Origin of the sequence: Nonomuraea sp. NPDC049480 (assembly GCF_044465905.1) — a bacterium.
GTDB lineage: Bacteria > Actinomycetota > Actinomycetes > Streptosporangiales > Streptosporangiaceae > Nonomuraea.
Genome location: NZ_JBITMD010000002.1, coordinates 568,345 through 592,446, shown reverse-complemented (window position 1 = coordinate 592,446; position 24,102 = coordinate 568,345). Strand labels below are relative to the sequence as shown.

Annotated in this window: 19 protein-coding genes; 10 read left to right on the top strand and 9 right to left on the bottom strand. The window is 70.6% G+C overall.

Annotated features, from left to right (window positions below; genetic code table 11):
- Positions 1 to 80: 80 nt before the first annotated feature.
- A complete protein-coding gene (locus ACIBX3_RS08135; protein WP_397114403.1) occupies positions 81 to 2,183 on the top strand; it encodes a M6 family metalloprotease domain-containing protein in 2,103 nt (700 codons plus the stop codon).
- Between the two features lie 200 nt (positions 2,184 to 2,383).
- On the top strand, positions 2,384 to 4,942 hold the full coding sequence (locus tag ACIBX3_RS08130; protein WP_397114401.1) for an ATP-binding protein: 2,559 nt from the start codon (positions 2,384 to 2,386) through the stop codon (positions 4,940 to 4,942).
- Here ACIBX3_RS08130 and ACIBX3_RS08125 read toward each other — a convergent pair.
- The gene (locus ACIBX3_RS08125; RefSeq protein ID WP_397114399.1) at positions 4,935 to 5,807 is read right to left on the bottom strand and encodes a hypothetical protein; all 873 of its coding nucleotides are present in this window, start codon (positions 5,805 to 5,807) and stop codon (positions 4,935 to 4,937) included. The genes ACIBX3_RS08130 and ACIBX3_RS08125 overlap by 8 nt on opposite strands.
- Positions 5,808 to 5,880: 73 nt before the next feature.
- Here ACIBX3_RS08125 and ACIBX3_RS08120 point away from each other — a divergent pair, with 73 nt between their 5' ends.
- Positions 5,881 to 6,675 (top strand): tyrosine-protein phosphatase, encoded by a 795-nt coding sequence (locus tag ACIBX3_RS08120; RefSeq protein ID WP_397114397.1) that lies wholly within the window; start codon positions 5,881 to 5,883, stop codon positions 6,673 to 6,675.
- A gap of 62 nt (positions 6,676 to 6,737) precedes the next feature.
- On the opposite strand, the gene ACIBX3_RS08115 is transcribed toward ACIBX3_RS08120, so the two are convergent.
- Positions 6,738 to 7,778 carry a Gfo/Idh/MocA family oxidoreductase gene (locus ACIBX3_RS08115; RefSeq protein ID WP_397114395.1) on the bottom strand — a complete coding sequence of 347 codons (1,041 nt, stop codon included), beginning with the start codon at positions 7,776 to 7,778 and terminating at the stop codon, positions 6,738 to 6,740.
- Positions 7,779 to 8,174: 396 nt separating this feature from the next.
- The gene (locus ACIBX3_RS08110) at positions 8,175 to 9,083 is read right to left on the bottom strand and encodes a proteasome assembly chaperone family protein (protein WP_397114393.1); all 909 of its coding nucleotides are present in this window, start codon (positions 9,081 to 9,083) and stop codon (positions 8,175 to 8,177) included.
- A gap of 196 nt (positions 9,084 to 9,279) precedes the next feature.
- Between ACIBX3_RS08110 and ACIBX3_RS08105 the strand changes: the two genes are divergently transcribed.
- Positions 9,280 to 9,582 carry an ankyrin repeat domain-containing protein gene (locus tag ACIBX3_RS08105; RefSeq protein ID WP_397114391.1) on the top strand — a complete coding sequence of 101 codons (303 nt, stop codon included), beginning with the start codon at positions 9,280 to 9,282 and terminating at the stop codon, positions 9,580 to 9,582.
- Between the two features lie 64 nt (positions 9,583 to 9,646).
- Complete coding sequence (locus ACIBX3_RS08100) at positions 9,647 to 10,648, top strand: hypothetical protein (protein ID WP_397114389.1); 1,002 nt, start codon at positions 9,647 to 9,649, stop codon at positions 10,646 to 10,648.
- Here ACIBX3_RS08100 and ACIBX3_RS08095 read toward each other — a convergent pair.
- The gene (locus ACIBX3_RS08095) at positions 10,636 to 12,771 is read right to left on the bottom strand and encodes an ATP-binding protein (RefSeq protein ID WP_397114387.1); all 2,136 of its coding nucleotides are present in this window, start codon (positions 12,769 to 12,771) and stop codon (positions 10,636 to 10,638) included. The genes ACIBX3_RS08100 and ACIBX3_RS08095 overlap by 13 nt on opposite strands.
- A 282-nt stretch (positions 12,772 to 13,053) precedes the next feature.
- Between ACIBX3_RS08095 and ACIBX3_RS08090 the strand changes: the two genes are divergently transcribed.
- Both ACIBX3_RS08090 and ACIBX3_RS08085 read left to right on the top strand, forming a co-directional pair.
- The gene (locus tag ACIBX3_RS08090) at positions 13,054 to 13,455 is read left to right on the top strand and encodes a GNAT family N-acetyltransferase (protein ID WP_397115011.1); all 402 of its coding nucleotides are present in this window, start codon (positions 13,054 to 13,056) and stop codon (positions 13,453 to 13,455) included.
- Positions 13,456 to 13,778: 323 nt separating this feature from the next.
- Positions 13,779 to 14,363 carry a hypothetical protein gene (locus tag ACIBX3_RS08085; protein ID WP_397114385.1) on the top strand — a complete coding sequence of 195 codons (585 nt, stop codon included), beginning with the start codon at positions 13,779 to 13,781 and terminating at the stop codon, positions 14,361 to 14,363.
- Between the two features lie 34 nt (positions 14,364 to 14,397).
- On the opposite strand, the gene ACIBX3_RS08080 is transcribed toward ACIBX3_RS08085, so the two are convergent.
- The 3 genes from ACIBX3_RS08080 to ACIBX3_RS08070 form a co-directional block, all read right to left on the bottom strand.
- On the bottom strand, positions 14,398 to 15,246 hold the full coding sequence (locus ACIBX3_RS08080) for an ABC transporter permease (protein ID WP_397114383.1): 849 nt from the start codon (positions 15,244 to 15,246) through the stop codon (positions 14,398 to 14,400).
- Positions 15,243 to 18,110 carry an alpha/beta fold hydrolase gene (locus ACIBX3_RS08075; RefSeq protein WP_397114381.1) on the bottom strand — a complete coding sequence of 956 codons (2,868 nt, stop codon included), beginning with the start codon at positions 18,108 to 18,110 and terminating at the stop codon, positions 15,243 to 15,245. The genes ACIBX3_RS08080 and ACIBX3_RS08075 overlap by 4 nt, the downstream gene beginning before the upstream one ends.
- Before the next feature lie 103 nt (positions 18,111 to 18,213).
- Positions 18,214 to 18,618, bottom strand: coding sequence for a PaaI family thioesterase (locus ACIBX3_RS08070; protein WP_397114379.1), 405 nt, complete (start codon positions 18,616 to 18,618; stop codon positions 18,214 to 18,216).
- A gap of 139 nt (positions 18,619 to 18,757) precedes the next feature.
- Between ACIBX3_RS08070 and ACIBX3_RS08065 the strand changes: the two genes are divergently transcribed.
- The 3 genes from ACIBX3_RS08065 (at position 18,758) to ACIBX3_RS08055 (ending at position 22,369) form a co-directional block, all read left to right on the top strand.
- A complete protein-coding gene (locus ACIBX3_RS08065; RefSeq protein WP_397114377.1) occupies positions 18,758 to 20,080 on the top strand; it encodes a cytochrome P450 in 1,323 nt (440 codons plus the stop codon).
- Between the two features lie 138 nt (positions 20,081 to 20,218).
- Positions 20,219 to 21,064 (top strand): class I SAM-dependent methyltransferase, encoded by an 846-nt coding sequence (locus tag ACIBX3_RS08060; protein WP_397114375.1) that lies wholly within the window; start codon positions 20,219 to 20,221, stop codon positions 21,062 to 21,064.
- Positions 21,065 to 21,190: 126 nt separating this feature from the next.
- On the top strand, positions 21,191 to 22,369 hold the full coding sequence (locus ACIBX3_RS08055; RefSeq protein WP_397114373.1) for a hypothetical protein: 1,179 nt from the start codon (positions 21,191 to 21,193) through the stop codon (positions 22,367 to 22,369).
- On the opposite strand, the gene ACIBX3_RS08050 is transcribed toward ACIBX3_RS08055, so the two are convergent.
- Both ACIBX3_RS08050 and ACIBX3_RS08045 read right to left on the bottom strand, forming a co-directional pair.
- On the bottom strand, positions 22,327 to 23,361 hold the full coding sequence (locus ACIBX3_RS08050) for a copper resistance D family protein (RefSeq protein WP_397114371.1): 1,035 nt from the start codon (positions 23,359 to 23,361) through the stop codon (positions 22,327 to 22,329). The two genes, ACIBX3_RS08055 and ACIBX3_RS08050, sit on opposite strands and share 43 nt — an antisense overlap.
- Positions 23,358 to 24,020, bottom strand: coding sequence for a copper resistance protein CopC (locus ACIBX3_RS08045; RefSeq protein ID WP_397114369.1), 663 nt, complete (start codon positions 24,018 to 24,020; stop codon positions 23,358 to 23,360). The genes ACIBX3_RS08050 and ACIBX3_RS08045 overlap by 4 nt, the downstream gene beginning before the upstream one ends.
- Between the last annotated feature and the right edge of the window lie 82 nt (positions 24,021 to 24,102).

The window sequence follows — 24,102 nt, the reverse complement described above, 5'->3', positions numbered from 1 at the left end:
CGCGGGGTGCCGGCGCAGAATCGAGTCGTGGCCGACGCCGGTCCGTTGATCTTCGTGGGCAACCTCTATACCGTCAATTTGTGAATCCCCCGAAGAAGCTGCTGAGGGCGTTATCGGCGGCCATTGTGCTGATTCCGCTGAGCCTGCTGGCGACCCCCGCTTCCGCAGCACCCCCCACCGATCCCGAGCACCCGTGGCGGCAGAACCACTGGCCGCAGACGCAGCCCTGGCAGCTCGACGAACCCCTCGACGCCCAGGCCCTGCGCACCCGCCCCCGCCCACCGGGCGGCCTCCAGCCCATCGACCCGCAGAACTGGGAGAATCCCGACAACATGACATGGGCGGACTACAAGAAGCCGCCCGGCACCAAGTGGAACGACCCCGCCGTCAAGGGCTCCAAGCGCACCTTCAAGGGTGCGCTCATCCTGCTCGACTACCCGAACCAGCCGTTCGTCGTCACCCAGCCCAAGGGCTCGACGATCTACGCGAACCCGAGCGCCGAGGCCCACGACATCCCGCGCGACCAGGTCGCGAAGTTCTACCAGGACTTCCTCAACACCCCGAACGACCTCAACAAGGGCCACACCATCCATGAGTACTGGATGGAGGACTCCGGAGGCCGCTTCGGCGTGGAGCTCACCGGCTTCGGCCCGTACACGATGCCGGGCAAGGACCACGAGTACGCCATGGAGTACCAGCGGGACGCATGTCCGGCCGGCGACACCTGCACCAGGAACCTGCGCGCCGACGGCAACGCCGCCTGGCTCACCGACGTCGGCGAGGAGGTGGCCGGGCAGTTCGACTTCGTGTTCTACCTGAGCGCCGGCCAGGACGAGTCGTCCACCTGGCAGGAGTTCGGGATGATGAAGTTCCCGGTGAAGGAGGACGTGCCCGACGAGTGGGGCCCGCCCGACCCCAACCTGACCAACTGGTCCAGGACCCGCTACGTCGAGTGGACCTCCTGGCAGGCCGGCTCCAACTTCTGGCCCAACGCCCGCTTCGGCGTCGACTCGGTGCAGGCCGAGAGCTCCGGGATGGCCGTGTACGCCCACGAGCTCAGCCACATCATGGGCATCGCGGACAACTACAACAACCCCTACGCCGTGCCGCCGAAACGGGCGTTCACCGGCATCTGGGAGATGTTGAGCCGCGGCAGCTTCAACGGCCCCGGCGGCCCGCACTCGCGCTGGCTGATCCCGCCCACCTCCGGCGCGTCCATGGGCGCTCAGCACATGCTCCGCAACAAGATCAAGCTGGAGATGGTGGACGAGCAGAACGTGCTGCGCCTGTCCCGCGAGGCGTTGGACGAGTCCGGGCTGGTCACCGCCAAGGTCCTCGCCCGCGCCGTCCAGCCGGGGCAGAACGAGCTCGCCGGCGTCAACGTCTCCTTCGACACCGGTGACAAGAGCACGTGCGACCAGGCCGACCCGCTCTGCGACGGCGGCGGCTACGAGAACTACACCGTCGAGGTCGTGGACCGCATGGGCACCGACTCCTTCACCCCGGACTCCGGCGTGCTCCTGGCCAAGACCAAGAACCAGGACCGGGCCCCGTTCGAGTGGGTGGTCGACGCCAACCCGCAGGACATCGGCATGACCGACTACGTGCTCCCCGACGGGACCAAGGTGCCGATCACGATCGGCGACTACCGGCAGCTCTCCGACGCCCTCTTCCACGCCGGCACCGACTCCGGCAGCGAGTACGAGTACGTCGACCAGGCCAACCGCCTGCACTTCTACGTCACCGACCTGAAGCGCAACCGGGAGGGCGAGCTGTCGTACACGGTCGCCGTCCGCTCGCTCGACGGCTCCGGCCCGCAGCGGCGCGGCGTCAAGCTGCTCCCCGCGGTCGGCATCCCCTCCGACAGGAACATCTCCTCCTGCAAGTTCCCGCTGTTCAACACCGGTAAGGCGGCCCCGGCGCAGGGGCAGCACCCGGAGGACGTCAGCGCCTACCTGAACTCCGACGTCTACCGGCTCAAGGCGGAGGTCCAGGGCAAGGGCTGGACCGCCCAGACACCCAACGCGCTGGCCTCCGTCGCGTTCGGCAAGCAGGCGCTCGTGACCGTGAACGCGGTCCGTGAGTCCGGCGGCGACCGGCTGGCCAGGGTCAAGCTCACCGCCATCTCGGAGAGCGACCCGGCCAAGACGGCGACCGCCACCTGCACCGTGATCGGCCTCTAGCCGTACTCCGCCTGATCCGCCCCCTCATATGACCCATGAGGGGGCGGATTCTCGCTCGGGCGGGCACCCGTCCACGGCTGGCGCGGGCCGTGCCCCATCGGCTTGAATCACACCCGCGGGGCAAGCCGGCCAGAGAGGCGTTCGTCCAACGCGGGGAGCGGATTCCCCGCGTCCCTTCCGAAGAGAGGAAGAGACGTTCATTGACAGGGGACCTGCCGGACAAGATAGGCGAACTGCCCGACCAGCCGCCGCCGCAACGGCGCAGGAAGGTGCCGTGGGCGGCGTCGGTCTCCGCCGGCCTCGCGGCCGCCGCCGCGAGCGTCCTGGCGGCCTCCGTGGAGTGGGAGATCCCGCCCGCCGCCAAGATCGGCGTGACCGTGGCCGCGGCCGTCCTCGTGGGGCTCACCACCTGGGCCACCACCGAGGCGCGGCCCAGACGCCCGGCCCCCGCCGACCCCGGCGGCGTCGCGCCCGACCAGTGGCCGCCCGTCCCCGAGCACTTCACCGGCCGCGCCGAGGCCCTCGCCGAGCTGCACGACGTCTTCGGCGCCCGGCGCAAGGCCTCCGACCTCTCGCCGCCGATCGTCGTCTCCGTGTACGGCCGCGGCGGCGTCGGCAAGTCGGCCCTCATGACGCGCTTCGGCCAGGAGGTCGCCGACTGGTTCCCCGACGGCAGGCTCTACGCCGACCTGCGCGGCGGCGTCGACGCCCCCGTACGCCCCGACGAGGTCCTCATCGGCTTCCTGCGCGCGCTGGACGTGCGCCTGACCACCGACCCCGGCGGCCTGGAGGAGTTACGCAAGCTCTGGCTGAGCTGGACCAAGGGCCGCAGGATCCTCATCGGCCTGGACAACGCCCAGGACGCCGCGCAGGTCAAACCGCTGATCCCGGCCGAGCCGGGCTGCGCCGTGCTGGTGACCTCCCGCGCGCCGCTCTTCCTCAACGGCACCCACGACACGCGGCTCGGCGTGTTCAGCGAGGCGCACGGCGTGGAGCTGCTGGCCAGGCTGGCCGGCGGCGCCAGGATCGTCGACGACCTCGACTCCGCCAAAGAGCTCGTCCGGATGTGCGACTACCTGCCGCTGGCGATCAACATCTGCGGCGGCCGCCTGGCCACCCGCGAGCAGTGGACGCTGCGGGAGATGGCGGGCCGGCTGGCCGACACGCGCCGCCGCCTCGACCAGCTGGAGGTGGCCCCGACCGTCGACAAGAGCGTGCGCGCCTCGGTGCAGCTCAGCTACGACGACTGCACCGGCATGCAGCGCCGCCTGCTGCGCCTGCTCGGCTCGCTGACCGCGCCCGACGTGCCGGGCTGGGTGGCCGGCGACCTGCTCGACATCTCCGGCCTCGACGGCGCCGACCAGCTGGAGGCCCTCATCGACGCCCAGCTCGCCGAGTGCTCGGGCACCGACCAGACCGGCACCATGCGGTACCGGCTGCACGACCTGGTCCGCGTGTTCGCCGCCGAGCTGACCGAGCAGGACGAGGCCGAGCGCCGCCGGGCCGCGATCGAGCGGGTGCTCTACGGCTACCGCCGCCGCGCCGAGGAGGCCGCTCAGAACCGCTGGCCGCAGGACTGGAGCAGAGGCGGGCGCCGCGCCAGCGCCGACGGGCAGCTGCGGGCCGGTGACTGGCTCAACGCCGAGCGGCTCTCGCTCCTCGCCATGATCAACCTGGCCCGGCAGCTGGAGCTGTGGGAGCTGACGTGGGGGCTGGCCCGGGCGTTCTGCTCGCTGTGCCACTCGCTGCGCGCGTACTGGGCCGACTGGAAGGCGGTGGCGGAGATCGGTTGCGAGGCCGCCGAGCGGACCGGTGACCGGCGCTCCCTGGCGATCGCCCTGCTCGACGCCTCTTCCGTGCACGGCGGGCTCGGCCTGCGCGAGCCGGCGCTGGAGGAGGCCGAGCGGGCGCTGGAGATCTTCACCGAGCTGGGCGAGTCGTGGTGGGCGGCCAGGTCCATGCGCACGGTCGGCATGACGCTGTTCAGCGAGGGCCACCTGGACCGGGCGCAGGATTACCTGATCGGGGCCATCACCGGGTTCAAGGGCGAGGAGGACGTGTGGTGGATGGCCCGCACCCAGCGAAACCTGGCCGAGATGCGGATGGCCGAGCGGCGCCCCGAGGAGGCCAGGGAGCTGCTGGAGGGCGCCCTGGAGATCTTCGAGCGGGAGGGCAACCGCTACTCCGAGGCGCAGACGCTGCGCGTCTACGGGGAGGTGCTGGCGGCGCAGGCGCGGGGCGAGCGCCGCGCGGGCGACCACCGGGCCGCGGCCAACCTGTTCACGAAGGCCGGCTACAGCCTGGACCGGGCGGCCGAGATGTTCCGGCAGCGCGGCGAGCTGTGGGAGGAGGCCCGCTGCCTGCGGGCCGCCGGCGAGGTCGGCGACCCGTCCAACGGGCTGCGGGAGCTGGACTACGTCCGGCGGGCCGAGGAGATCCTCGTCGCCCTGGGCGATTCGTGGGGGGTGGCCCGCAACGCCGTGTCGGCGGGGCGGGCGCTGGCCCGGCTGGGGCGGATCGAGGAGTCGGAGGCGGAGCTGCGCCGCGCCGTCCTCGAGTTCGAGGAGCTGCAGGATCGGTGGTGGATGGCGATGAGCCTGCGCTACCTGGGGGAGGCGCACCTGGACGCGGGCGGCCGCCAGGCGGCCGTGGAGCCGCTGGAGCAGGCCAGGGAGATCTACCGCAGCCTCGGCAACGAGGCAGGCATGCGCAGGACCCTGGAGCTGCTCAGACGGGCGGCGCCGCCGGCCGCTACGTGAGCGGGGTCCTGAGCAGCTCCCCGGCCGCCAGCCTGGCCTGGGCGATGCTCTCCTCGAACATCTTGCGCGCGTGCGCCGCCTGGTCGGCCAGCTGCCTGATGTGCTCGCGGGCCAGCTGGTCGTGCACGGTCTCGGCGATCAGCTGCTGGTACTCCGGCGTCCTGGCGGCCAGCGCCTCCAGCCGCTTGTGCGTGTGGTAGACCTTGTCGGCCTTGATCACCTGCTTGGCGTACTTCTCCAGGTGGCGCACCCGCTGCGACAGCGACGTCCAGGCGGCGTCCAGCGCGCTCGTGTACGGCTTGAACGCGTCCTCCATGCCGGGCGGCAGCTCGCGGGGGATGAGCTTGCCGTGCTCGGCGTGCATGGACGACAGCTTGCGCAGCCGCTGCGCGATCTGCCAGATCTCCTCCGGCAGCGTCACCTGGTTGTCGATGCTGTCGATCAGGCCGGCCTGCTGCACCTTGGAGTTGAGTATCGCCCCGACCGCGTTCTGCGCGCGGCGCAGCAGCATCTGGCAGGGATAGTCGAGATCCTCGGCCAGGATGTAGCGGTCGGCGTGGGTCTGCGCCAGGCGGAGTCTTCGTTTCGTCGCGCGATAGGAGCTGTCCAGCGCCATCCAGCGGATCAAGACGATCAGCCCGATGCCGAGGCCTGCCACGAAGACACCCTGGATGTTGGTCACCATGAAGATCAACAACAGGAAGCCCGGGAGCACGAACAGCAGGGCGGGGTTGTACGTGGTGTCCATTCGCATGCCGGTTCGAGCCATGCGGAGGATGTGGGGGCTCGACCGCAGCTCTACCGAGATCTCCGGGGGCAGCGAGGGATCGATCACCAGCCGTGGAGGCAGAGCTCGTGGATCCATACGTTCATGCTGCGTTATGAACCTCGAATTCGCTCATATTTGGGGGACATATAGGGTCGAGACGATGAGAGAGATGACGAGGTGGATCGATCTTGAAGGCGCGGTCAACGCGCGTGACCTGGGCGGACTCCCCACGCGTGACGGCGGCGTCACCCGCAGCGGCCGGATCTTCCGCGCCGACAATCTTCAGGGGCTCACCCCCCGGGACGTGAACCTGCTGGTCGGCGAGCTGAAACTGCGGCACGTCGTGGACCTCCGCTCCAACGCCGAGGTCGCGCTGGAGGGGCCGGGGCCGCTGACCAAGGTGGCCGAGGTACGGCATCACCATCTGACGCTGTTCGCCGAGGGCGGCCGGCACACCGACGTCGAGGCCGACACCGCTCCCGGCGCCATCGATGGCGACCGGGTGCTGCCGTGGGCCGAGCGGGGGCTGGACGAGGAGCTGCGTGTCACCGGCTTCTACTTCGGCTACCTGCGCGACCGCCCGTCCGCCGTGGTGGCGGCCCTGCGCGCGATGGCGCTGGACGACGGGGCGGCGCTGGTGCACTGCGCGGCGGGCAAGGACCGCACCGGAGTGCTGGTGGCACTGGCGCTGGAGGTGGCCGGCGTCACCAGGGAGGCCATCGTGGCGGACTACGCGGCCACGGGGGAGCGGCTGGAGCTGATACTCGAGCGGCTGCGGGGGAGCGACACCTACCGCGGGGACCTGGACTCCAGGCCGGCCGACGACCACATGCCCCGGGTGGAGTACATCGAGCAGTTCCTCGACGTCCTCGCCGGCCGCTTCGGCGGCCCGATGGGCTGGCTGACCCAGCACGGCTGGACGGAGGCGGACACCTCCGCGCTGCGCGCCAGGCTGCGGGACTGACGCCCGGGCGTACGACGACGCGCCGGGCGGCCGGCTCAGGCGTACGACGACGCCCTCGGCGGTCAGATCAGGTGGACGACGATGCGCTGGGCCGCCGACAGGCGGGCCGCCTCGATGACGCCCAGCGCGTCGATCACGCCGTCCGGGTCCACGGGCGGCGGCGTCCCCTCCCGCAGCGCCGCCTCGACGCCCCGGTAGAAGTCCAGGTACGCCCCCGCCTCGGTACGCACGACCCGATGGTCGTCCTCCGTGCCGAGCACGCCCCAGCGCGCCTCTTCGTCCTCCCCGAACCCCGGCGAGCCGGGCGAGACCCCCGCCCGCAGCCGTTCCTCCTGCACGTCCATCCCGTGCTTCACGTACGCGGCCGCCGACCCCAGGACCCGGAACCGGGGCCCGAGACGCGCCGCCACGGAGCTCACCCACAGCTGCGACCGGGCACCGCTCGCGTGCGTCAACGCGACGAACGTGTCGTCGTCCGAGGCCACGCCGTCGCGCCTGACGTCGCTCTCGCAGTAGACCTCCCGCACCGGGCCGAGCAGCTGCACCGCCTGGTCGATGAGGTGGCTGCCCAGGTCGTACAGCAGCCCGCCGACCTCTTCGGGCCCGCCGGCCTCCCGCCAGCCGCCCTTGGGCATCGGCCGCCACCGCTCGAACCGCGACTCGAACCGCCGCACCTCACCGAGCGCCCCCTCAGCGACCAGCCGCCGCACGGTCAGGAAGTCGCCGTCCCACCGCCGGTTCTGGAACACGGTCAGCATGACTCCGCGCTCCTTGGCCATCCGCACCAGCTCCCGCCCTTCCTCGGCGGTCCTGGCCAGCGGCTTGTCGACGACGACGGGCAGCCCTTCGGCGATCGCCGCCGCCGTGGTGGAGACGTGCGTCCGGTTGGGCGACGCGACCACAACAAGATCACATCGCCCCCACAACTCCCGCACATCGGCGACGCCCACCGCACCGTACCTGGCGCGGGCCTCGGCCTGCCGCTCCGGATTCCTGGTCACGACAGCGGCCAGCGACAATCCGGGCGTGGCATGGATGAAGGGAGCATGGAAGTACGCCCCCGCGACGCCGTACCCGACCAGCCCCACCCGGATCTCACTCATCGGCCCAGGCTCCCTTCTTTCATCAGTGACTCTTGGTGATCCTATGGTATCGTTCTGGTATCAGCACGCCTCGTGCCCGGGCGACGCGGGGCACCCTCCTCGGTCCCATAGCCGTGCACGCTGGACCGATGGCGTCCGGAGGGACGTGCCACGCGGGCCGGGGGCTTGTCCACCGGCACCAGGGCACGAAGACGATCGGTGCATGCCCGGCATTTCGCCGTGCACTGTTCCTGGGAATTCCTCAGGATCGCCAAGCCGATCAGAGATGCTACCGAAACCCCTCAGCCGGCCGAGAACGCGCTCGCACGGGGCTGCGCCGGTCACGCGAGCTACCGCTCTCCGCCCCAGGCGCGCCGACTGGTGGCCTCACCCGGCACCGCCGTGAACAGAAGGGGTTTACGGGTTTTGAGGATCGTCGCGCTCGGCCAGGAAACGCTCGAATTGAGCGGCGAGCTCGTCTCCTGTCGGCATCGGGGTCGACTCGGCGATGAGGTTTTCGCGATCCGCGCCTGCCGCGAAAGCGTCGTATTGCTGCTCGAGCCCCGTGATGGCCGTGGACAGCTCGGCGGAGGCCTGGATCTGCTCCTCGATCTCCGTCGTCGTTCGCTGAGCCGCGTCACGCAGCGCGTCCATCGGGAACACCAGCCCCGTCCCGCGCGTCACCGCCTCCAGCGCCGTCACGGCGGCGGTCGGGTATTCGGCCTGGGACAGGTAGTGCGGCACGTGGACCGCATACCCCAGCGCGTCGTGCCCCTGCGCCCCCAGCCGGAACTCGATCAGCGCCGCCACGCTCCCCGGCACCTGGACACGCCCGAACGTGCTCGTCTGCGAATTGATGAGCTCGGGCCGGCTGGCGTGCATCGTGAGACCCAGCGGGCGGGTGTGGGGGACCGCCATCGGGATGCCGTGCATCGTCACCAGCTTGCTCACCCCCAGCCGCTCCGCCAGCGCCTTCACCGCCTTGACGAACAGCTCCCACTCCCGGTCGGGTTCGGGTCCGCTCATCACCAGGAACTGCGTTCCCGTCGAGTCCTGCAAGACGTGAACGGCCAGCTCCGGGCTCTCGCACTCGACCCAGCGGTCGGTGTCGAAGGTCATGATGGGCCGGCGTGACCGGTAGTCGAGCAACCGGTCCACGTCGAACGTCGCCACGACCCGGTGCTCCAGCTCGGCCAGCAGGTGGCCCAGCGCGAGACGTCCGGCACCGCCCGCGTCGACGAAGCCGTCGAAGTGGTACAGCAACACCGGGTCATGCAGCTCGGGCGCGTCATCTGCGAGCTTGTAGAGATCCTGCGGGTCGAACACGGTTGGACAGCCTTTCCCTAGGTACTCATAGCCAGAACCTACGGCGGGTCGGAACGATTCCGTGCACGGCACCCTATCGAGGCACAGGGGCATCCCCGGACGGGGACCCGGAGCGGGAAGAGTTCGCCACCAGGACGTTCGGCCTGGCCAGGGCGGGTGACACGGAGAGGCCGCGTGCGCTCATGCGGAGGCCGGAATGCCGGTCGACCTGGCCAACGGCAAAGGTGACACTTTGCTGATGCCGGCGGCTTATTACGGTCACGCTGAGACTGCACGCATGCTTGTAACATGCGGCGCCGATGTCAACCGTGCCGACGACCGTGGGTGGACACCGCTCGCCAGGGCCGTGGTCGAAGAGGAATCCGCCGTGGTCAGAGCGTTGCCGGACGCCGGAGCCGGTCCCGGAGCAGGCACGCCTCCGGCGATGGACACGGCGCGAATGTTGCAAATGACGAGTTTATCCAATGGTTCTCGCAAAGAGATTCATAGTGTGAAATAAGCATTAAAGGCCTCGAAGTTGTCGAGTGTGGCCTTTCGAACTATCCATAGTCATGCTTGATGGCGTGGCTACTTCTGCGCACTCCTTCAGTAGGCGACCCCTCCACATCCCTCCGCTGCCGTGCCCGTTCCCGAATGAGATCAACGAGCATGCCTCGGAGGTCGACGCGGAGAGTCACGCATGGCTGGCCGCCTCACACATGCTCACGGGCGCCGCGACCGTGGATCATTTCCGGCGCTCCAAGATCGGCCTGCTCGCGGCACGGACCAACCCGACCGTGCCGCGTGCCAGCCTCCGGCTGATCAACGACTGGTACAACTGGCTCTTCGCGTTCGACGACGCGTTCTGCGAGGGCGAGCTCATGGGACACCGGGCCTCCGCATTGGCCCACGCCCTGCCGCCGCTTCTCGAGATCCTGGACGGCCGCAAGGAGCCGGACGAGGACGACCCCTTCGGCCTCGCGCTCAAGGAGCTCCTGCACCGCATCCGCGAGAAGGCCACACCCGCACAGGTGGACCGATGGCGGATCACGGTGAAGGAGTACCTGTTCGCGCAGATCTGGGAGGCCGCCAACCGTGAAGTCGACCTGATCCCCACCCCCGAGGACTACATGCTGATGCGCCGCATCACCGGGGCCACGTACACCTGCTTCGCCCTCATCGACGCCGGCGGCGGCTACCGGCTCGAGGCGGAGGAGTGGCACCACCCCGACGTGCGGACGCTCTCCGACCTGGCGTGCGACCTCATCGGGTGGGACAACGACCTGCTGTCCTACGCCAAGGAGCGCGGGAACGACAAGGCCCGGCACAACCTGGTCACGGTGCTGGCCACGCACCGGTCCCTCTCGCTCCAGGAGGCCCTGCTCAAGGTCTCCCAGATGCACAACGACGCGATCGCCGCGTTCCTCGACCGGCGCTCGTCACTCGACCGCTGGGCCACACTGCCGGTCCGCAAGTACGTACGCGGGCTCGAACACTGGGTGCGCGGGCACATCGAGTTCTCGCTCGGCAGCGCCCGCTACCTGAGGGCCTGGCCTGACGACACCCGCTGGCCTCAAGCTGTCTGAGGCCCGCTCTCGGCTGGGGCGTCCAGTTCGCCGAGCGCGAGCGCGGACGCCTCATCGAGGTCCAGCCTGGCGCCCTCCTCGAACGCGTTCTTGTAGGCCAGCTCGCCCATCCGGCGCACGCAGTCGCGTACGCACGCGTTGTGGTCCTCGGTCATCCAGGGCGCGCCGAGCTGCGGCAGGCCGGCCGTCTTCCAGTTTTGCTGCAGCGCCCCCAGCAGCTTGGCGGTCGTCGGCAGCTCCTCCTGCGCGGCGAAGATGCGAGCCGCCGTCTCCAGCGCCAGCAGGGTGCCGAGGGTGTCGTGGAAGTGGCGCTTGATCCGCAGCGCCTCCCTGACGTTCTGCAGCGCCTCGTCGACCAGGCCGGTGGCGATCCTGGCGCCCGCCAGCGCCCACTGCGCGTGCGAGCTGACCCACAGCTCACCGCGCTCCCTGCACACCTGCAGGCAGTCCTGCAGCAGTGACTCCGCCTCGTACAGCTCGCCCTGCGAGGACAGCACCAGCGACAGCTCCACGATGGCGGGCAGCAGGCCGGGGTTGAGCTCCTTGTTGTCGGTGTTGAACTCGATCGCCACGCCCAGCAGCGCGCTGGCCTTCTGCAGGTCGCCCTGGAGCAACGCGGCCGTGCCCTGCATCTTGGAGGCCAGGATCACCGCCCTGGAGTCGCCGACCCTGACGGCCTCGGTGCTGCACGTCTCGGCCGCCGCCTGGGCGCCCGCGCTGTCACCCTGGGCGCTCTTGACGTACGACAGCACCCACAGCGCCTTGCACCGCTCCCTGCTGTGCCCGGGGTTGGCCTCCAGCGCCCGCTCCAGGTAGAGGCGGCCCTCGCGGGCGAAGCCGCAGCACACCCACATGAACCACAGCGACGACAGCAGCGTCAGCGCCAGCACTTCTTTGCCGGGTGTCTTCAGCGCGTGCTCCAGCGCGACCCGCACGTTGTCGTGCTCCTGCCGCATGCGGACGAACCAGTAGATCTGCCGTGGCCCCGACCAGGCGTCCTCGCTGCGCTGGGCCAGGCTCAGGTAGTACTCCAGATGCCGCTGCTGCATCTGCTGCTTCTGCCCGAGCTTGTCCAGCCACTCCTCGCCGTACTCGGCGAGGGTGTCGATCAGTTTGTAGCGGACCCCGGCGTGGTTGCTCCTGATCAGCAGGATCGACTTCTCGACCAGGCCGGTCACGAGGTCCGTGATGTCCTCCGAGGGCAGCCGCGCGTCCGAGCAGACGAAGCGGGCCGCGTCCAGCTCGAAGTCGCCCGCGAACACCGACAGCCGCGCCCACAGCAGCCGCTCGGCCGGCTCGCACAGCTCGTGGCTCCAGCCGATGGCCGCGCGCAGCGTCTGGTGCCGCGGCAGCGCCGTACGGCTGGCGCCGGCCAGCAGGCTGAACCGGTCGGCCAGCAGACCCAGGATCTGCTCCACCGACAGCGCCCGCAGCCGCACCGCCGCCAGCTCGATCGCCAGCGGGATGCCGTCCAGCCGCCGGCACAGCTCGGCCACCGCGCCGATGTTGCTCTCGTCCAGCTGGAAGTCGGGCACGCTCGCCCCGGCCCGGGCCGCGAACAGCTGCACGGCCTCGTTGGTGAACAGGCTTTCCGCCGGGTCGTCCCCGGGCACCTGCAGCGGCGGCACCGGGACCACGTGCTCGTACGGCAGGTGCAGCGACTGGCGGCTGGTGGCCAGCACCTTCAGGTTGGGCGCCGCCTCCAGCAGCTCGTGCACCAGCTCCGCGCAGCCCTGCACGACGTGCTCGCACGTGTCGATGATGAGCAGCATGTCGCGCTCGCCCACCCACTCCGACAGCGACTCCGACTCCGCGCGGGAGGACTGGTCGGCGATGCGCAGCGCCGAGGAGATGGTGTGCTTGACCATGCCGGCGTCCTGCAGCCGGGCGAGATCGGCGAACCAGACGCCGTCGGGGTACAGAGGGCGCACCAGATGGGCCAGCCGCAGCACCGTGCGCGACTTCCCCACGCCCCCGATGCCCGTGACGGTCACCAGTCGCGATTCGCCGAGGTGCCGTTTGAGGTTGGCGAGGAGACGCGTCCGGCCGATGAAGCTCGTGAGCTCCGCCGGCAGATTGCCTTCTCGCCGCCAGCCTGTCGGGGTGGCCATGAGCAGCCTCACGGGGGGTAGGCGACACCTGCCTTCGCATCGTACCGCCGAGGCTGCGACCTGTCCCTGGGCCTGCGGACACGCTGGGTGCTGGTTTGTACGTCTGGGTAGCATGTCAGTCGTGGAAGATTTCTACCCCGAACAGACGGCGGACGACATGGACCTCGGCTGGGGCGACGACCTGCCGGAGGAAGACCCGGACGGCTTCTACCTGGACAACAGGCCGCCGCACTGGGATTGACGCCGTTGCCCGCACACACCTTGCGCCCCGCCACACCCGGCGACTACGACGCCATGGCCGCCGTGGTCGACGGGTGGTGGGGCCGCCCGGTCCTGGGCTCCCTTCCGCGGCTCTTCCTCGATCACTTCCACCGGACCAGCATGGTCGCCGAGGGGCCTGACGGGATGGCGGGCTTCCTGATCGGCTTCCTGTCGCCGTCCGCGGCGGACGAGGCGTATATCCACTTCGTCGGCGTCTCTCCCGCCGCCCGGGGCGCGGGTCTGGGGCGGACGCTGTACGAACACTTCTTCGTGCTGGCGCGCGCTCACGATCGCCGCGTGGTCAAGGCCATCACCTCGCCGGTCAACGAGGCGTCGATCGCCTTCCACCGCCGCATGGGTTTCACGGTGACCGGCCCGATTTCGGACTACAACGGCCCTGGCGCCCACCTGGTCACCTTCGAACGTCCCCTCTGACGGCCCCTGCCGCCCCGGCGGATCCTTCGGCTTGCGGGCTGTGGAGCGGGGCCGCCGTCGAGGCCGGACGCCCCCCGTGGTCGCACGCGCCCGGGGGTCCGATCGGCTACGGCGGGCGGGGTCCGTTTCGAAGAAGGCGTGCCCGGACGTGCTGGACGGCCTCGGCAGCAGCTCGGGGCGCAGGGGAGCCGGATGACAGATGTCACAAAATGTCGTGACACCTCCATGCCTCCCCATGGCCTTCCGGCACTACTGGCGCCGCCCTCGTGACGTCAGTCTGGGTGCGGTGGATACCCCATCCCCGTACCGAGAGGAGCGCCGCCATGACGACACCTGACGGAGACCGCGGGCTGCCCGCACGCAAGCCCTGGATCTCAGCCGTACGAGGGCTGTGGCCCGCCGCGTTGGCCGTGGGAATGACGGCCGCCACCTTCGGCGGGACCGGCTCACCAGAGAAGATGGAGTCCCTCGCCCACGTCCTTGTGCTGCTGCCGCTCCTCTACCTCGTGGTCGCCAAGCTGGACCGGCGCGAGGCGTCGTGGCCCGTGCTCGGGATCCTGATCCTGCCGTTCATCGTCCTGCGCGCCCTGGACGTCATCCCGCCGTCCGCCGTCTTCGGCGGCCTGGCGCTGGCGGTGCTGATCTGGGGCGCCATGGACGGGCAACTGCGCAGGCCGGGCCCGTTCCGGGTGCAGGCGCTCGGGATGGCCGGGTTCGCCGCGTTCGCAGTGGCCGGGCTGATCGCGGATCCGGAGCTGGGCCGCTACCTGGTGGCGGCGGGCTGGTTCTTGCACGGCGTGTGGGACTTCGTCCACCTCAAGCTGGACAAGGTCGTGTCCCGCTCGTACGCGCTGTGGTGCGGCATCCTCGACGTGCTGATCGCCATCGAATTGATCTTCGCGCTCTAGTCTGCACACCCTCCCGGCGCACCCGGCCGGTCCGCTAACTGACCACGTCCTTGCGGCGGAAGCGGCGGAAGGCCACCGCGATCAATACGGCCGCGTACGTGATCGACACCGAAGCGCCCTTGGCCATGCCGCTCCAGTCCAGCTCCGGTGCCAGCGCGTCGAGCCAGGCGTTGTTCCAGAACGTGGGCAGGAACTCGCGCAGCACCCCCAGCGCCTCGACCGCCTGCAGGATGTTGCACACGATCCAGAGCCCGACCGCCCCGCCGACCGCGCCCAGCGGGGAGTCGGTGAGGGTGGAGATGAGGAAGGCCAGCGCGGCCACCACGAGCTGGCTGACCAGGGCATATCCGATCACGATGCCGAAGCGCGGGAGCACGTCGAGCGCCGGGATCGTCTCGCCCGTGCCGGGCACCTGGATGTCGTTCCATCCGAACGCCAGCGTGCCCGCCACCAGCGCCATCAGCGGCAGGCAGATCACCGCCGCCGCCGAGTAGCCGAGCGCCACGATCAGCTTCTGCCGCAGCAGCCGGTCCCGGGGAATCGGCGCGGCCAGCAGGTAACGCAGCGACGACCAGCCGGCCTCGCTGGCCACGGTGTCGCCGCAGAACAGCGCGACCGCCACCACCAGCAGGAAGCTGGCCGACACCGACAGGGCGAACGCGGCGAAGTTGAGCCCGCTCTCCGTCGCCAGGTCGGAGATGCGCAGTGCCGACTGCGCCTGTCCGCTGCCCTGCGGCCCGAACTGGAACGCGATCACCAGGATCCACGGCAGCGCCAGCAGCAGCCCGAACATGACCATCGTCCGCCGCCGCTTGAACTGCCTGATGATCTCCACGCGCAACGGCAGCGTGCGGCGGGGCGCGTAACCTGTCGCGGCCGTCATGACTTCTCTCCGATGAGGTCGAGGAACACGTCTTCCAGGCGTGTCCCGTGCCCGTTGGCGGCGGTGGCGGCCGACGTGAGCAGCCGCGACACCGGCCCGCTCGAGACCAGCCGGCCCCGGTGCATGACCACGACGTGGCTGCAGGTCTGCTCCACCTCGGCGAGCATGTGGCTGGAGACGATCACGGTACGGCCGTCGCGCGCGTAGCGCTTGAGCACCTCGCGCATCTCCCTGATCTGGGGCGGGTCGAGACCGTTGGTGGGCTCGTCGAGCACCAGCAGGTCCGGCAGCCCGAGCATGGCCTGCGCGATGGCGAGCCGCTGCCGCATGCCCTGCGAGTAGGTGCGGACGGCACGCTCCAGAGCCTTGCCCAGGCCCGCGATCTCCAGCGCCTCGTCGAAGTGGGCGTCGGCGGCAGGTCGTCCGGTTGCGGCCCAGTACAGCTCGATGTTGTCCCGTCCGGACAGGTGCGGCAGGAATCCGGGGCCCTCGACGAACGATCCGAGCCTGGAGAGCACGGGCGCGCCCGGCGTCACGCGGTCGCCGAAGATCCGGATCTCCCCGCCGTCCGGCCGGATGAGTCCCATCATCATCCGCATCGTGGTCGTCTTGCCCGCGCCGTTCGGACCGAGCAGGCCCAGCACCTGGCCCTGCTCGACCCGGAACGACAGCCCGTCGACGGCCAGCTCCCCGTTCCGGTACGCCTTCGTCAGCCCCTTGATCTCCAGCGGCACCGGCTCGCCGCCTGAGGCGCCCCGGCCGGACACGTCCGCCAGGTCCGCCGGCTCGCTGTCCGGGGCGGTGGAGGCAGGCACGTCGTGTGCCTGGCCGTTCGGGCTGACGGGCGGCGCGTCGTGTGCCTGGCCGTTCGGGCTGACGGGCGGCGCGTCGTGTGCCTGGCCGTTCAGCGTGTGGACCGGTGCGTCATGCGGCTGCCCATCGTGAGCCTGGGCAGGCGCGTCGTCCGGGTGGCCGTTGCCCTCCGAGGCCGGCACGGCCCGGCGGCGGGTCCTGGCGCCGGCCGGCGCGAGGGTCGAGGTGCGGCCGGTCGCCAGCAGGATGGCGGCGATCACCACGGCTGTCAGCGGCATCGCCCACACCCACCAGGCGACTCCGGTCGGCGGGGCCGCCAGCGTGCGCACCGTCGGGACGACGAGGGTGGGAGAGGCCAGCGACACCTGGTATGTGGCAGGCTCGGCGGAGGTCGCGAAGCCCATGTCGGTCGTGGTCACCACCAGACGGAGGCGGTGGCCGACGGCGAAGCGGTGGTCCACGGCGGGCAGGGTGATCGTGGCCTCCGCGCTGCCCGCGCCCTCCGGGATCGTCACCCGGATCGGCGCCACCAGCCCGGCCGGCAGGGTCGGCAACTGCATGCTGTCGGCCACGTCGTACAGCTTCGCGAACAACGTGGCCTCGCCCTTGCCCGACACCTTGATCTTGGCGGTGGTGCTGCCGGTGAGCTGGAGTGGGGCCGTGAGCGGCTGGGACTCGAACGTGGCGCTCTGGCCCGGCATGTCGATCGACACGCCGGTGCTGTTCTGGCCGCCCAGCAGGCCGCCGATGCCCGGCACCGTCGAGATGGAGGCGGGGGCGCCGCCGGGCGGGTTGACGATGTTCTGCTCGGGGCCGCTCAGCTCCACGCTCGTGGTGTCGGTGCCCGCGAGGCCGGGGTAGGAGGCGGCCTCCGGGTGCAGGCGGATGCGCTGGCGGGTGCCGGGGTCGCGGCCGCCGTCGCGCGTCACCGTGAAGGCGCTGACCGGCGGGGCCGTCTGCGCGGAGCCGTCACCCTTCAGATAGCGGGCGAACCAGGCCGAGGACTGCTCGAACAGCCAGTCGGCCTCGCCGTTGCCGCCGTCGTGACCGCCGTCGAACCAGGCCAGGCTGACAGGGGTGCCGGCGGCGGCGATCGCCTTGGCGTTGGCGTCCGCGTGGCTCAGCGGGAACAGCGAGTCGCGCTGGCCCTGGATGAGCAGCGTGGGCGCCTTGATCTGGCCGGCCACGGTGATCGGGCTCGACTTGCGGAGCAGGGTGACGGCCTCGGGCGTGGCCCTGCCGTCCTTGGCGACCTGCTGGTAGACGTCGCAGATCGCGGGCAGGAACCTGCCGCACCGCGCCTGCTCGGGCGTCAGCGGCCCGGCCGCCTGCCGCTGCCCCTGCAGCGCGAAGCTGTCCAGAGAGACGCCCTGCCCGAAGAAGATGCCTGCCCACATGCGCTTGAACACGCCGCTCTCCGACCCCTGACCGGCGGTCTGGCCAGTCGTGGAGGTCGTGGAGGTCGTGGAGGTCGTGGAGGTCGCGGGGATCTGGGCGGCCGCGTTGGGGAAGAGGGCGTCGGCCAGGTCGGACCAGGTGATCTGCGGCACGATCGCGTCGATCCGCTGGTCGTGGGCCGCCGTCATCAGGGCGATGGCGCCCCCGTACGAGCCGCCCACGATGCCGACGCGCGGGTCGCCCGAGGCGTCGAGCTGGACTTCGGGACGCTTGGCCAGCCAGTCGATGAGCTGCTTGACGTCCTTGACCTCGTAGTCGGGGGAGTTGAGCGCGATCTCGCCGGTCGAGCGGCCGAAGCCGCGCGCCGACCAGGTCAGCACCGCGTAACCGTCCTGGGCGACGCGGATCGCCTGCTGCCTGACGCTTTGCTTGCTGCCGCCGAAACCGTGGGCGATCAACACGACAGGTGCCTTCCCGCCATCGGGCGGCGGGAAGAACGTCGTATCGAGTTCCACCCGTTGGTCGTCGGCGGGTCCGTCGACGACGGTTATTTTCTGGTCCTGGCCCCGCGCCTCAGGGGCGGACGGCCACACCAGCCACGCCGTCACCCCGATGAGGGCGAGTGCCGCTACCAGCGCGGCCACACGCTTCATGACCGTGAGCCTACTTTCCGCACCTGAGAGATCCCTGAGACAGCGCTCACGCCGGGATCGCCCTTGTGGTGCTCCGTGTCGTCGGGCTGCGGGAGCACGGAGATCACAAAATGGCGTAGACCGTCGTGGCCAGGGCCGCCGTCTCCGTGCTGCCCTCGGACGCGAGGGTGATCTCCGCGAAGGCCAGCGTGCGGCCCAGCTTCGTGACGCGGACGTCGATCAGCACGTCCTTGCCCACCACCGGCCGCTGGAACGTCGTGGACTGCTGCACCGTGGTCATCGGCACGAACCCGCCCCGGGCCGCGGCCACGGCCAGGGCCGTGGCCGTGTCGGCGGCGGCCATCATCGCCTGGCCGGACAGCCCGCCGCCCTCTCTGGCCAGGTCGTCGGACCAGGGCAGCCGCACGATCATGCGGCGCTCGCCCACCTCTTCCACCCGCAGTCCGAGCCGCTGGATCCAGGGGGCGAAGTTTTCCCGGAGTATCGCCTCTGCGTCTGCTGGAGTCACGCGCTCATCATCCACGCTCGGCCGCAGGGGCGAGGCCGCGGGAACCGGTCCTGTGGACAAGCCGGCGGAGGCCGCGCCGCCTGTGGACGACTGGGTGCCCGGACCGCCTTGCCCCGGGACTGCAGGAGGGGTAAGTATCGTGCGCGAGTACGCGATCTTGACGTACACCCCACAAGGCGAGGAGGCACAGGTGACGGTCCACTCGGCGGTAGAGGTGTTCCTGCCGTCCACCTACGCGACAGACGTACCGTACGACCTGTTGGCCCGCCTGAGACGGGACACCCCCGTCTGCTGGATCCCCGAGCCCGCCATCGGCCCGTGGCGTGAGGGCCCGGGCTACTGGGCCGTCTTCAGGCACGCCGACGTCAAGCAGGTCCTGCGCAATTCCGAGGACTTCTCCTCCCACTCGGGCGCCACCCAGCTCCGCGACTTCGACGACCCCGCCGACCTGGCCTTCGTTCAGAACATGATGGTCAACATGGACGCGCCCGGCCACTCCAGGCTGCGCAAGATCGTGGCGGCGGCCTTCACGCCGCGCGCCGTGCGGGCGCTGGAGCGGACGATCGCCGAACGCGCGGCGGCGTTGTTCGCGGAGGGCGAGTGCGACTTCGTGGAGGTGACCGCCGACCTGCCCGTGTGGACGCTGGCCCACGTCATGGGCTTCCCGGAGCAGGACAGGCGACTGCTGTACGACTGGGCGTCGCGGGTCATCGGCTACCAGGACGCCGACCACGCGGACCTTTCGACGGCCGACGTCGAGTCCCTCACCCCGATGGGCCGCCGTGCCGTCGCGTTGCGGCCGAAGCTCGAGCCCGGGACGAATCCGCGCTCCAAGGCGGCGCTGGCCGACGTGTTCGCCTATGCGCACGACCTCGCCGAGACCCCCGTGGACGACCAATCCCTCATGTCCGCCATGAGGGAGGGCGGCCTGACCGTGGCCGAATTCGAGAACATGTTCTCCCTCTTCGCCGTCGCAGGCAACGAGACGGTCCGCAACGGCATCCCGGGCGGCCTCCTCACGCTCCTCCAGCACCCCGCCGAGCTGGCCCGCCTGCGCGACGACCCCTCCCTGCTCGACTCCGCGATCGAGGAGATGCTGCGCTTCTGGCCGCCCGTCATGCACTTCCGCCGCACGGCCACGCGCGACCTCACCCTCGGCGGCCACGCCGTCCGCGCGGGCGAGAAGGTGGTCGTCTACCACGCCTCCGCGAACCGCGACCCGTCCGTCTTCCCCGACCCCGATCGTTTCGACATCGCCCGCACCCCGAACGACCACGTCAGCTTCGGCTTCGGCCCGCACTTCTGCCTCGGCGCCCACCTGGCCCGCGCCCAGATGCGCTCGATCTTCAGGGAACTGCTCGCCTGGGACGTCGACCTGGCGGGCAGCCCCCAGCGGCTGACGTCCAACTTCCAGAACGGCCTCAAGCACCTCCCCGTACGCCTGCGACGCCGCAACCCCTGACCAGCCCGTACGCTCGGTCGATCCGTCGTCCGCACAGGGCGCTTCGTGGCAGGCCGGCTGCCGACGGCACAGCTCAGGAGGGGCCGGCAGGCTTAATCGGAGGTGCCGTGACCGCGCCCTGTCCTACGCTCGGGCGCCATGGACTATCTGGAGACGAACCGGGCCAATTGGAACGCGCGGGTCCCGATCCACGTCGGCAGCGCCTTCTACGACGTCGACGGCTTCAAGGCGAACGGCCGGAGCGTCCTGAGGCCGTTCGAGGTGGCGGAGGTCGGCGACGTGTCCGGCCGCCGCCTGGCGCACCTGCAGTGCCACTTCGGCCTGGACACGCTCTCCTGGGCCAGGCTCGGCGCCGAGGTGACCGGGCTCGACTTCTCCGACGCCGCCATTGACCAGGCCAGGGCCATCGCGGCCGACTGCGGGATCCCGGCGAGATTCGTCACCGCCGACGTGTACGACGCGGCGCAGGCGCTCGGCGAGACGTACGACATCGTCTACACGGGTCTCGGCGCCCTGGTCTGGCTGCCCGACATCACCCGCTGGGCCGAGACCGTCGCCGCGCTCCTGAAGCCGGATGGATTCCTCTACCTCGCGGAATTCCACCCGTTCTCCGACATCCTGGACGACGAGACGGGCACCACCGTCACCCTCGACTACTTCGCCCGGGACCCATACCTCTGGGAGGAGGCCTATACCTACACCGGCGGGAAGCTGGCCGCACCCATGACCACCATGCAGTTCCAGCACGGCCTCGGGGAGGTCGTCAGCGCGGTGGCCGCGGCGGGCCTGCGGGTGGAGTTCCTGCACGAGCACGACCACACCCTCTTCCGCCGCTTCGCCACGCTGTCCGGCGACGGCACCGGCTACCGCGTGCCGGAGGGCGCGCCCAGGATTCCGCTCATGTACTCGCTGCGAGCATCAGCAGGGAGTGCGCCTTCTCCAGCGGCGGGTCCGGCGGCATCTTCGACTGCCCGGCGCCGGTAGAGAACTCCTCCGGCAGCACGTCGAGGGCGTACTCCTCCATGCGGTGCCTTTCCGCCATTTGCCGGAGGAAGGAAATACCGGGCAGCGTGGATCGTTCCCGCCCCCGGGACCGTAAGATTCTCTCCCGTGAAGTCCCCAGCATCGATCAAAAAGGCCGCAGAGTGGGCCTTGCCGTACTGGACCAGAGGCCAGGCGGGGCGCGAGACGCCGCAAGACCTCTTCAGGGTGCTCTACTTCGGCTGGCTGGCGGCGTTCACGCTCAAGCTGCTCGGCTCGGCCTGGGACGTCTCCTGGCACTTCAAGTGGCTGCGTGACGACCTCGCCCCGCCGCACCTGCTCAACTCCGCCGGCACGGCCCTCGCACTCGCCCTGACGATCATCCACGGCTACACCGGCTACGGCGTGGACAAGGCCGCGCTCAGGCTGATCCAGTGGGGAACCGGGATCTTCCTCGTCGCGGTCCCGCTCGACCTGATCAACCACCGCGTCAACGGGCTCGACATCACCTCGTGGAGCCCGTCGCACCTCATGCTCTACGCCGGAACGTTCTTCATGATCGCAGGCGTGATCCGCGGCTGGTTCATGGGCGCCCCGCCGGGCAGGGAGCGCACGGTCGTGCTGGGCGCGTTCTTCGCGTTCTTCCTGGAGAACGTGCACTTTCCCGAACAGCACCAGGAGTACGGCATCCTGTCGATCGGCGCCTGGGACAACCAGGCCGTCTATGCTGAGCCGATCTTGCTCCAGTTCGCCGCCGACCAGCTGGGACGGCCGGTGGACCGGACGACGATGACCGGGTTCGCGCTGCCGGTGCCGGACTTCCTCTACCCCGTCTACGCCGTGGCCGCCGGGGTGTCGGTGCTGGTGGTGGCGCGGCTGCTGATCGGCCGCTTCGGCGCCGCCACCCTCGTGGCGGCCGCGTACGTCGGCTTCAGGGCCGCGATCTGGCCGCTGCTGACGTTCACCGGCTTCCCTCCGTCGGCGGTGCCGTTCTTCCTGGTGCTGGCCGGGCTCGCGGTGGACGTCGCGTTCCTGGTGCGGATGCCGGTGGCGCGCGCGGTGCTCGGCGCGGCCGGCGCCACCGCCGTCGCGTACGGCGCGCTGGTCGCGCAGAGCGCGATCATGGGTCAGGTGTACGGCGCGCTCAAGGGCCAGGACGGCTTGCTGGGCGCGCCTCCGCTGGTGACCGCGTCCGCCCTGTGGGCCGGGCTGGGTTTACTGGCCGTCTGGCTGGCGGTCGAGTGGATCGCCGTGAAGCGTGACCTTCAGCCGATCGAGGCCCGGGTGATCGCCACCGCGACCCCGTAGGCCAGGCCCATCACCGCCACCTCGGCCGCCGCCCACCCCACCAGGGCGGTGGCCCCGCCCCGGCGTACGGCGGGCAGCAGGCGGAAGCGGATGTGCGCGGCCAGCGGCACGAGCAGCGCCACCAGCGCCGTCTTGACCACCACCAGCAGCCCGTACGGGCTGGTCACGATCGCGTCGGGCAACCTCACGCCCGGCGTCAGCGCCATCGTGCCCAGCCCCGTGATCAGGCCGGACAGGCCCACCAGGAGTAGGCAGACCGTGGCCATCCTGGAGAACTTCGGCAGCACCACGGCCAGCAGGTCCCGGTGCGGCGCCACGAACACGGCCGTCGCCACCAGCCCGCCCGTCCACGCCGCCGCGCCCATCACGTGGATCTCCATCGAGACCATGATCGGGTCGTGCCAGACCGAGTTCACGGCGTGGCCGGTGACCGGGATGGGCAGCAGCCCGAACAATGCCACGATCACCCGCAGCTCGGCCGGCACCTTCTCCCCGAACCGCACCGCCATCAGCCCGATGCCCGCCGCCGCCAGCGCGCACGCCGCACTGAACAGCAGCCCCTGACCCGTGCCGACATCGCCGACATAAGCGGCGATCATCCCGAACGTCGGCACGCCGGCGCCGGGGTTCAGCTCGGCGGCCTGGAACACGATGGTGAGCAGTGCGCAGATCGCCCACGCCCAGGCGGCGGTCACGGTCAGCGGGCGCGTCCTGAGCAGGACCGGCTCGGTGCGGTCGGGGGCGTCGAAACCGAGCAGCTTGGGCAGCAGGCTCAGCCCGACCACGGCCACGGCGGCCACGTCGAGCAGGACCCGCACGACCGGCAGGCCGACCGCCACGATCGGGCTCGGCATGGGGATGCCGGGGACCGCCTCCTGGGCGGTGAGCGAACTCGCGGCCACGGCCGCGACGACGGCGCAGACGCCGAACGCCCCGGCCACGAGCCGGCCGCCGAGACGCTGCTGGGGGAGGGCGGGAGCGCCGACGTTCACGACCGTGCCCCCTCGGCCCCTGATCGCCTGACAGCAGGCTCCGGGGCGTCTGCGGAGGCCTTCCCGCCGGAGTCCGCCCCCACACCGGCGGACGCCTCCACGGGATCCGCCGCGCCGGGTCCGGCGGCCGGGGACGGGGTGGCGCGGCGCAGGGCCACCGCCGTGCCGGCGGCCAGCACGAGCAGCGCGCCGACGATCCACACCACGGCCATCCCGGCTCCGCCGTTCGCCGCGGCCTCCGCCGCTTCCGCGCCCGGCCCCTGTGCGGCCTCGCCGGCCGTCACCCCGGAGGCGTCCGGGGACAGACTGAAGGTGATCTTCCCGGTCACCGGGTGCCCGTCGGCCGACAGGATCCGGTATCCGACCACGTACGAGCCTCCGGCCCGCAACGGCCGGACCTTGACCGACACCCGCTCGGCGGCCACGACGGCGCCCCCGCCGGTCCACGACGACCCGTCCGCCCCCGTCACTCCCACCTGCGCGTATCCCTGGCGCACCGCCTGGTCGAAGACCAGCGTCACCCGCTCGGGCGAGGCCGTCAGCGTGGCCCCGTCCTTCGGGTCGCTGCCGATCAGCACGTTGTGCGCCTGGGCGGCCGGAAGAGGGACGATCCCCACCGCGGCCCAGGCGAGCAGCAGGATCGTGAGTAGCCGTCTCAAAGCTCCAAGCCCTCCATAGAATCGGTCGCGAACCTGTATATGGTGCCATCCGTCAGCCGCTCCCCGGACTTGGCCTGCCCTT

Excerpts from the sequence above, each read along its gene's own strand:
- ACIBX3_RS08125 (WP_397114399.1), bottom strand. The coding sequence starts at position 5,807 with ATGGATCCACGAGCTCTGCCTCCACGGCTGGTGATCGATCCCTCGCTG.
- ACIBX3_RS08120 (WP_397114397.1), top strand. The coding sequence starts at position 5,881 with ATGACGAGGTGGATCGATCTTGAAGGCGCGGTCAACGCGCGTGACCTG.
- ACIBX3_RS08115 (WP_397114395.1), bottom strand. The coding sequence starts at position 7,778 with ATGAGTGAGATCCGGGTGGGGCTGGTCGGGTACGGCGTCGCGGGGGCG.
- ACIBX3_RS08105 (WP_397114391.1), top strand. The coding sequence starts at position 9,280 with ATGCCGGTCGACCTGGCCAACGGCAAAGGTGACACTTTGCTGATGCCG.
- ACIBX3_RS08090 (WP_397115011.1), top strand. The coding sequence starts at position 13,054 with ATGGCCGCCGTGGTCGACGGGTGGTGGGGCCGCCCGGTCCTGGGCTCC.
- ACIBX3_RS08085 (WP_397114385.1), top strand. The coding sequence starts at position 13,779 with ATGACGACACCTGACGGAGACCGCGGGCTGCCCGCACGCAAGCCCTGG.
- ACIBX3_RS08080 (WP_397114383.1), bottom strand. The coding sequence starts at position 15,246 with ATGACGGCCGCGACAGGTTACGCGCCCCGCCGCACGCTGCCGTTGCGC.
- ACIBX3_RS08075 (WP_397114381.1), bottom strand. The coding sequence starts at position 18,110 with ATGAAGCGTGTGGCCGCGCTGGTAGCGGCACTCGCCCTCATCGGGGTG.
- ACIBX3_RS08060 (WP_397114375.1), top strand. The coding sequence starts at position 20,219 with ATGGACTATCTGGAGACGAACCGGGCCAATTGGAACGCGCGGGTCCCG.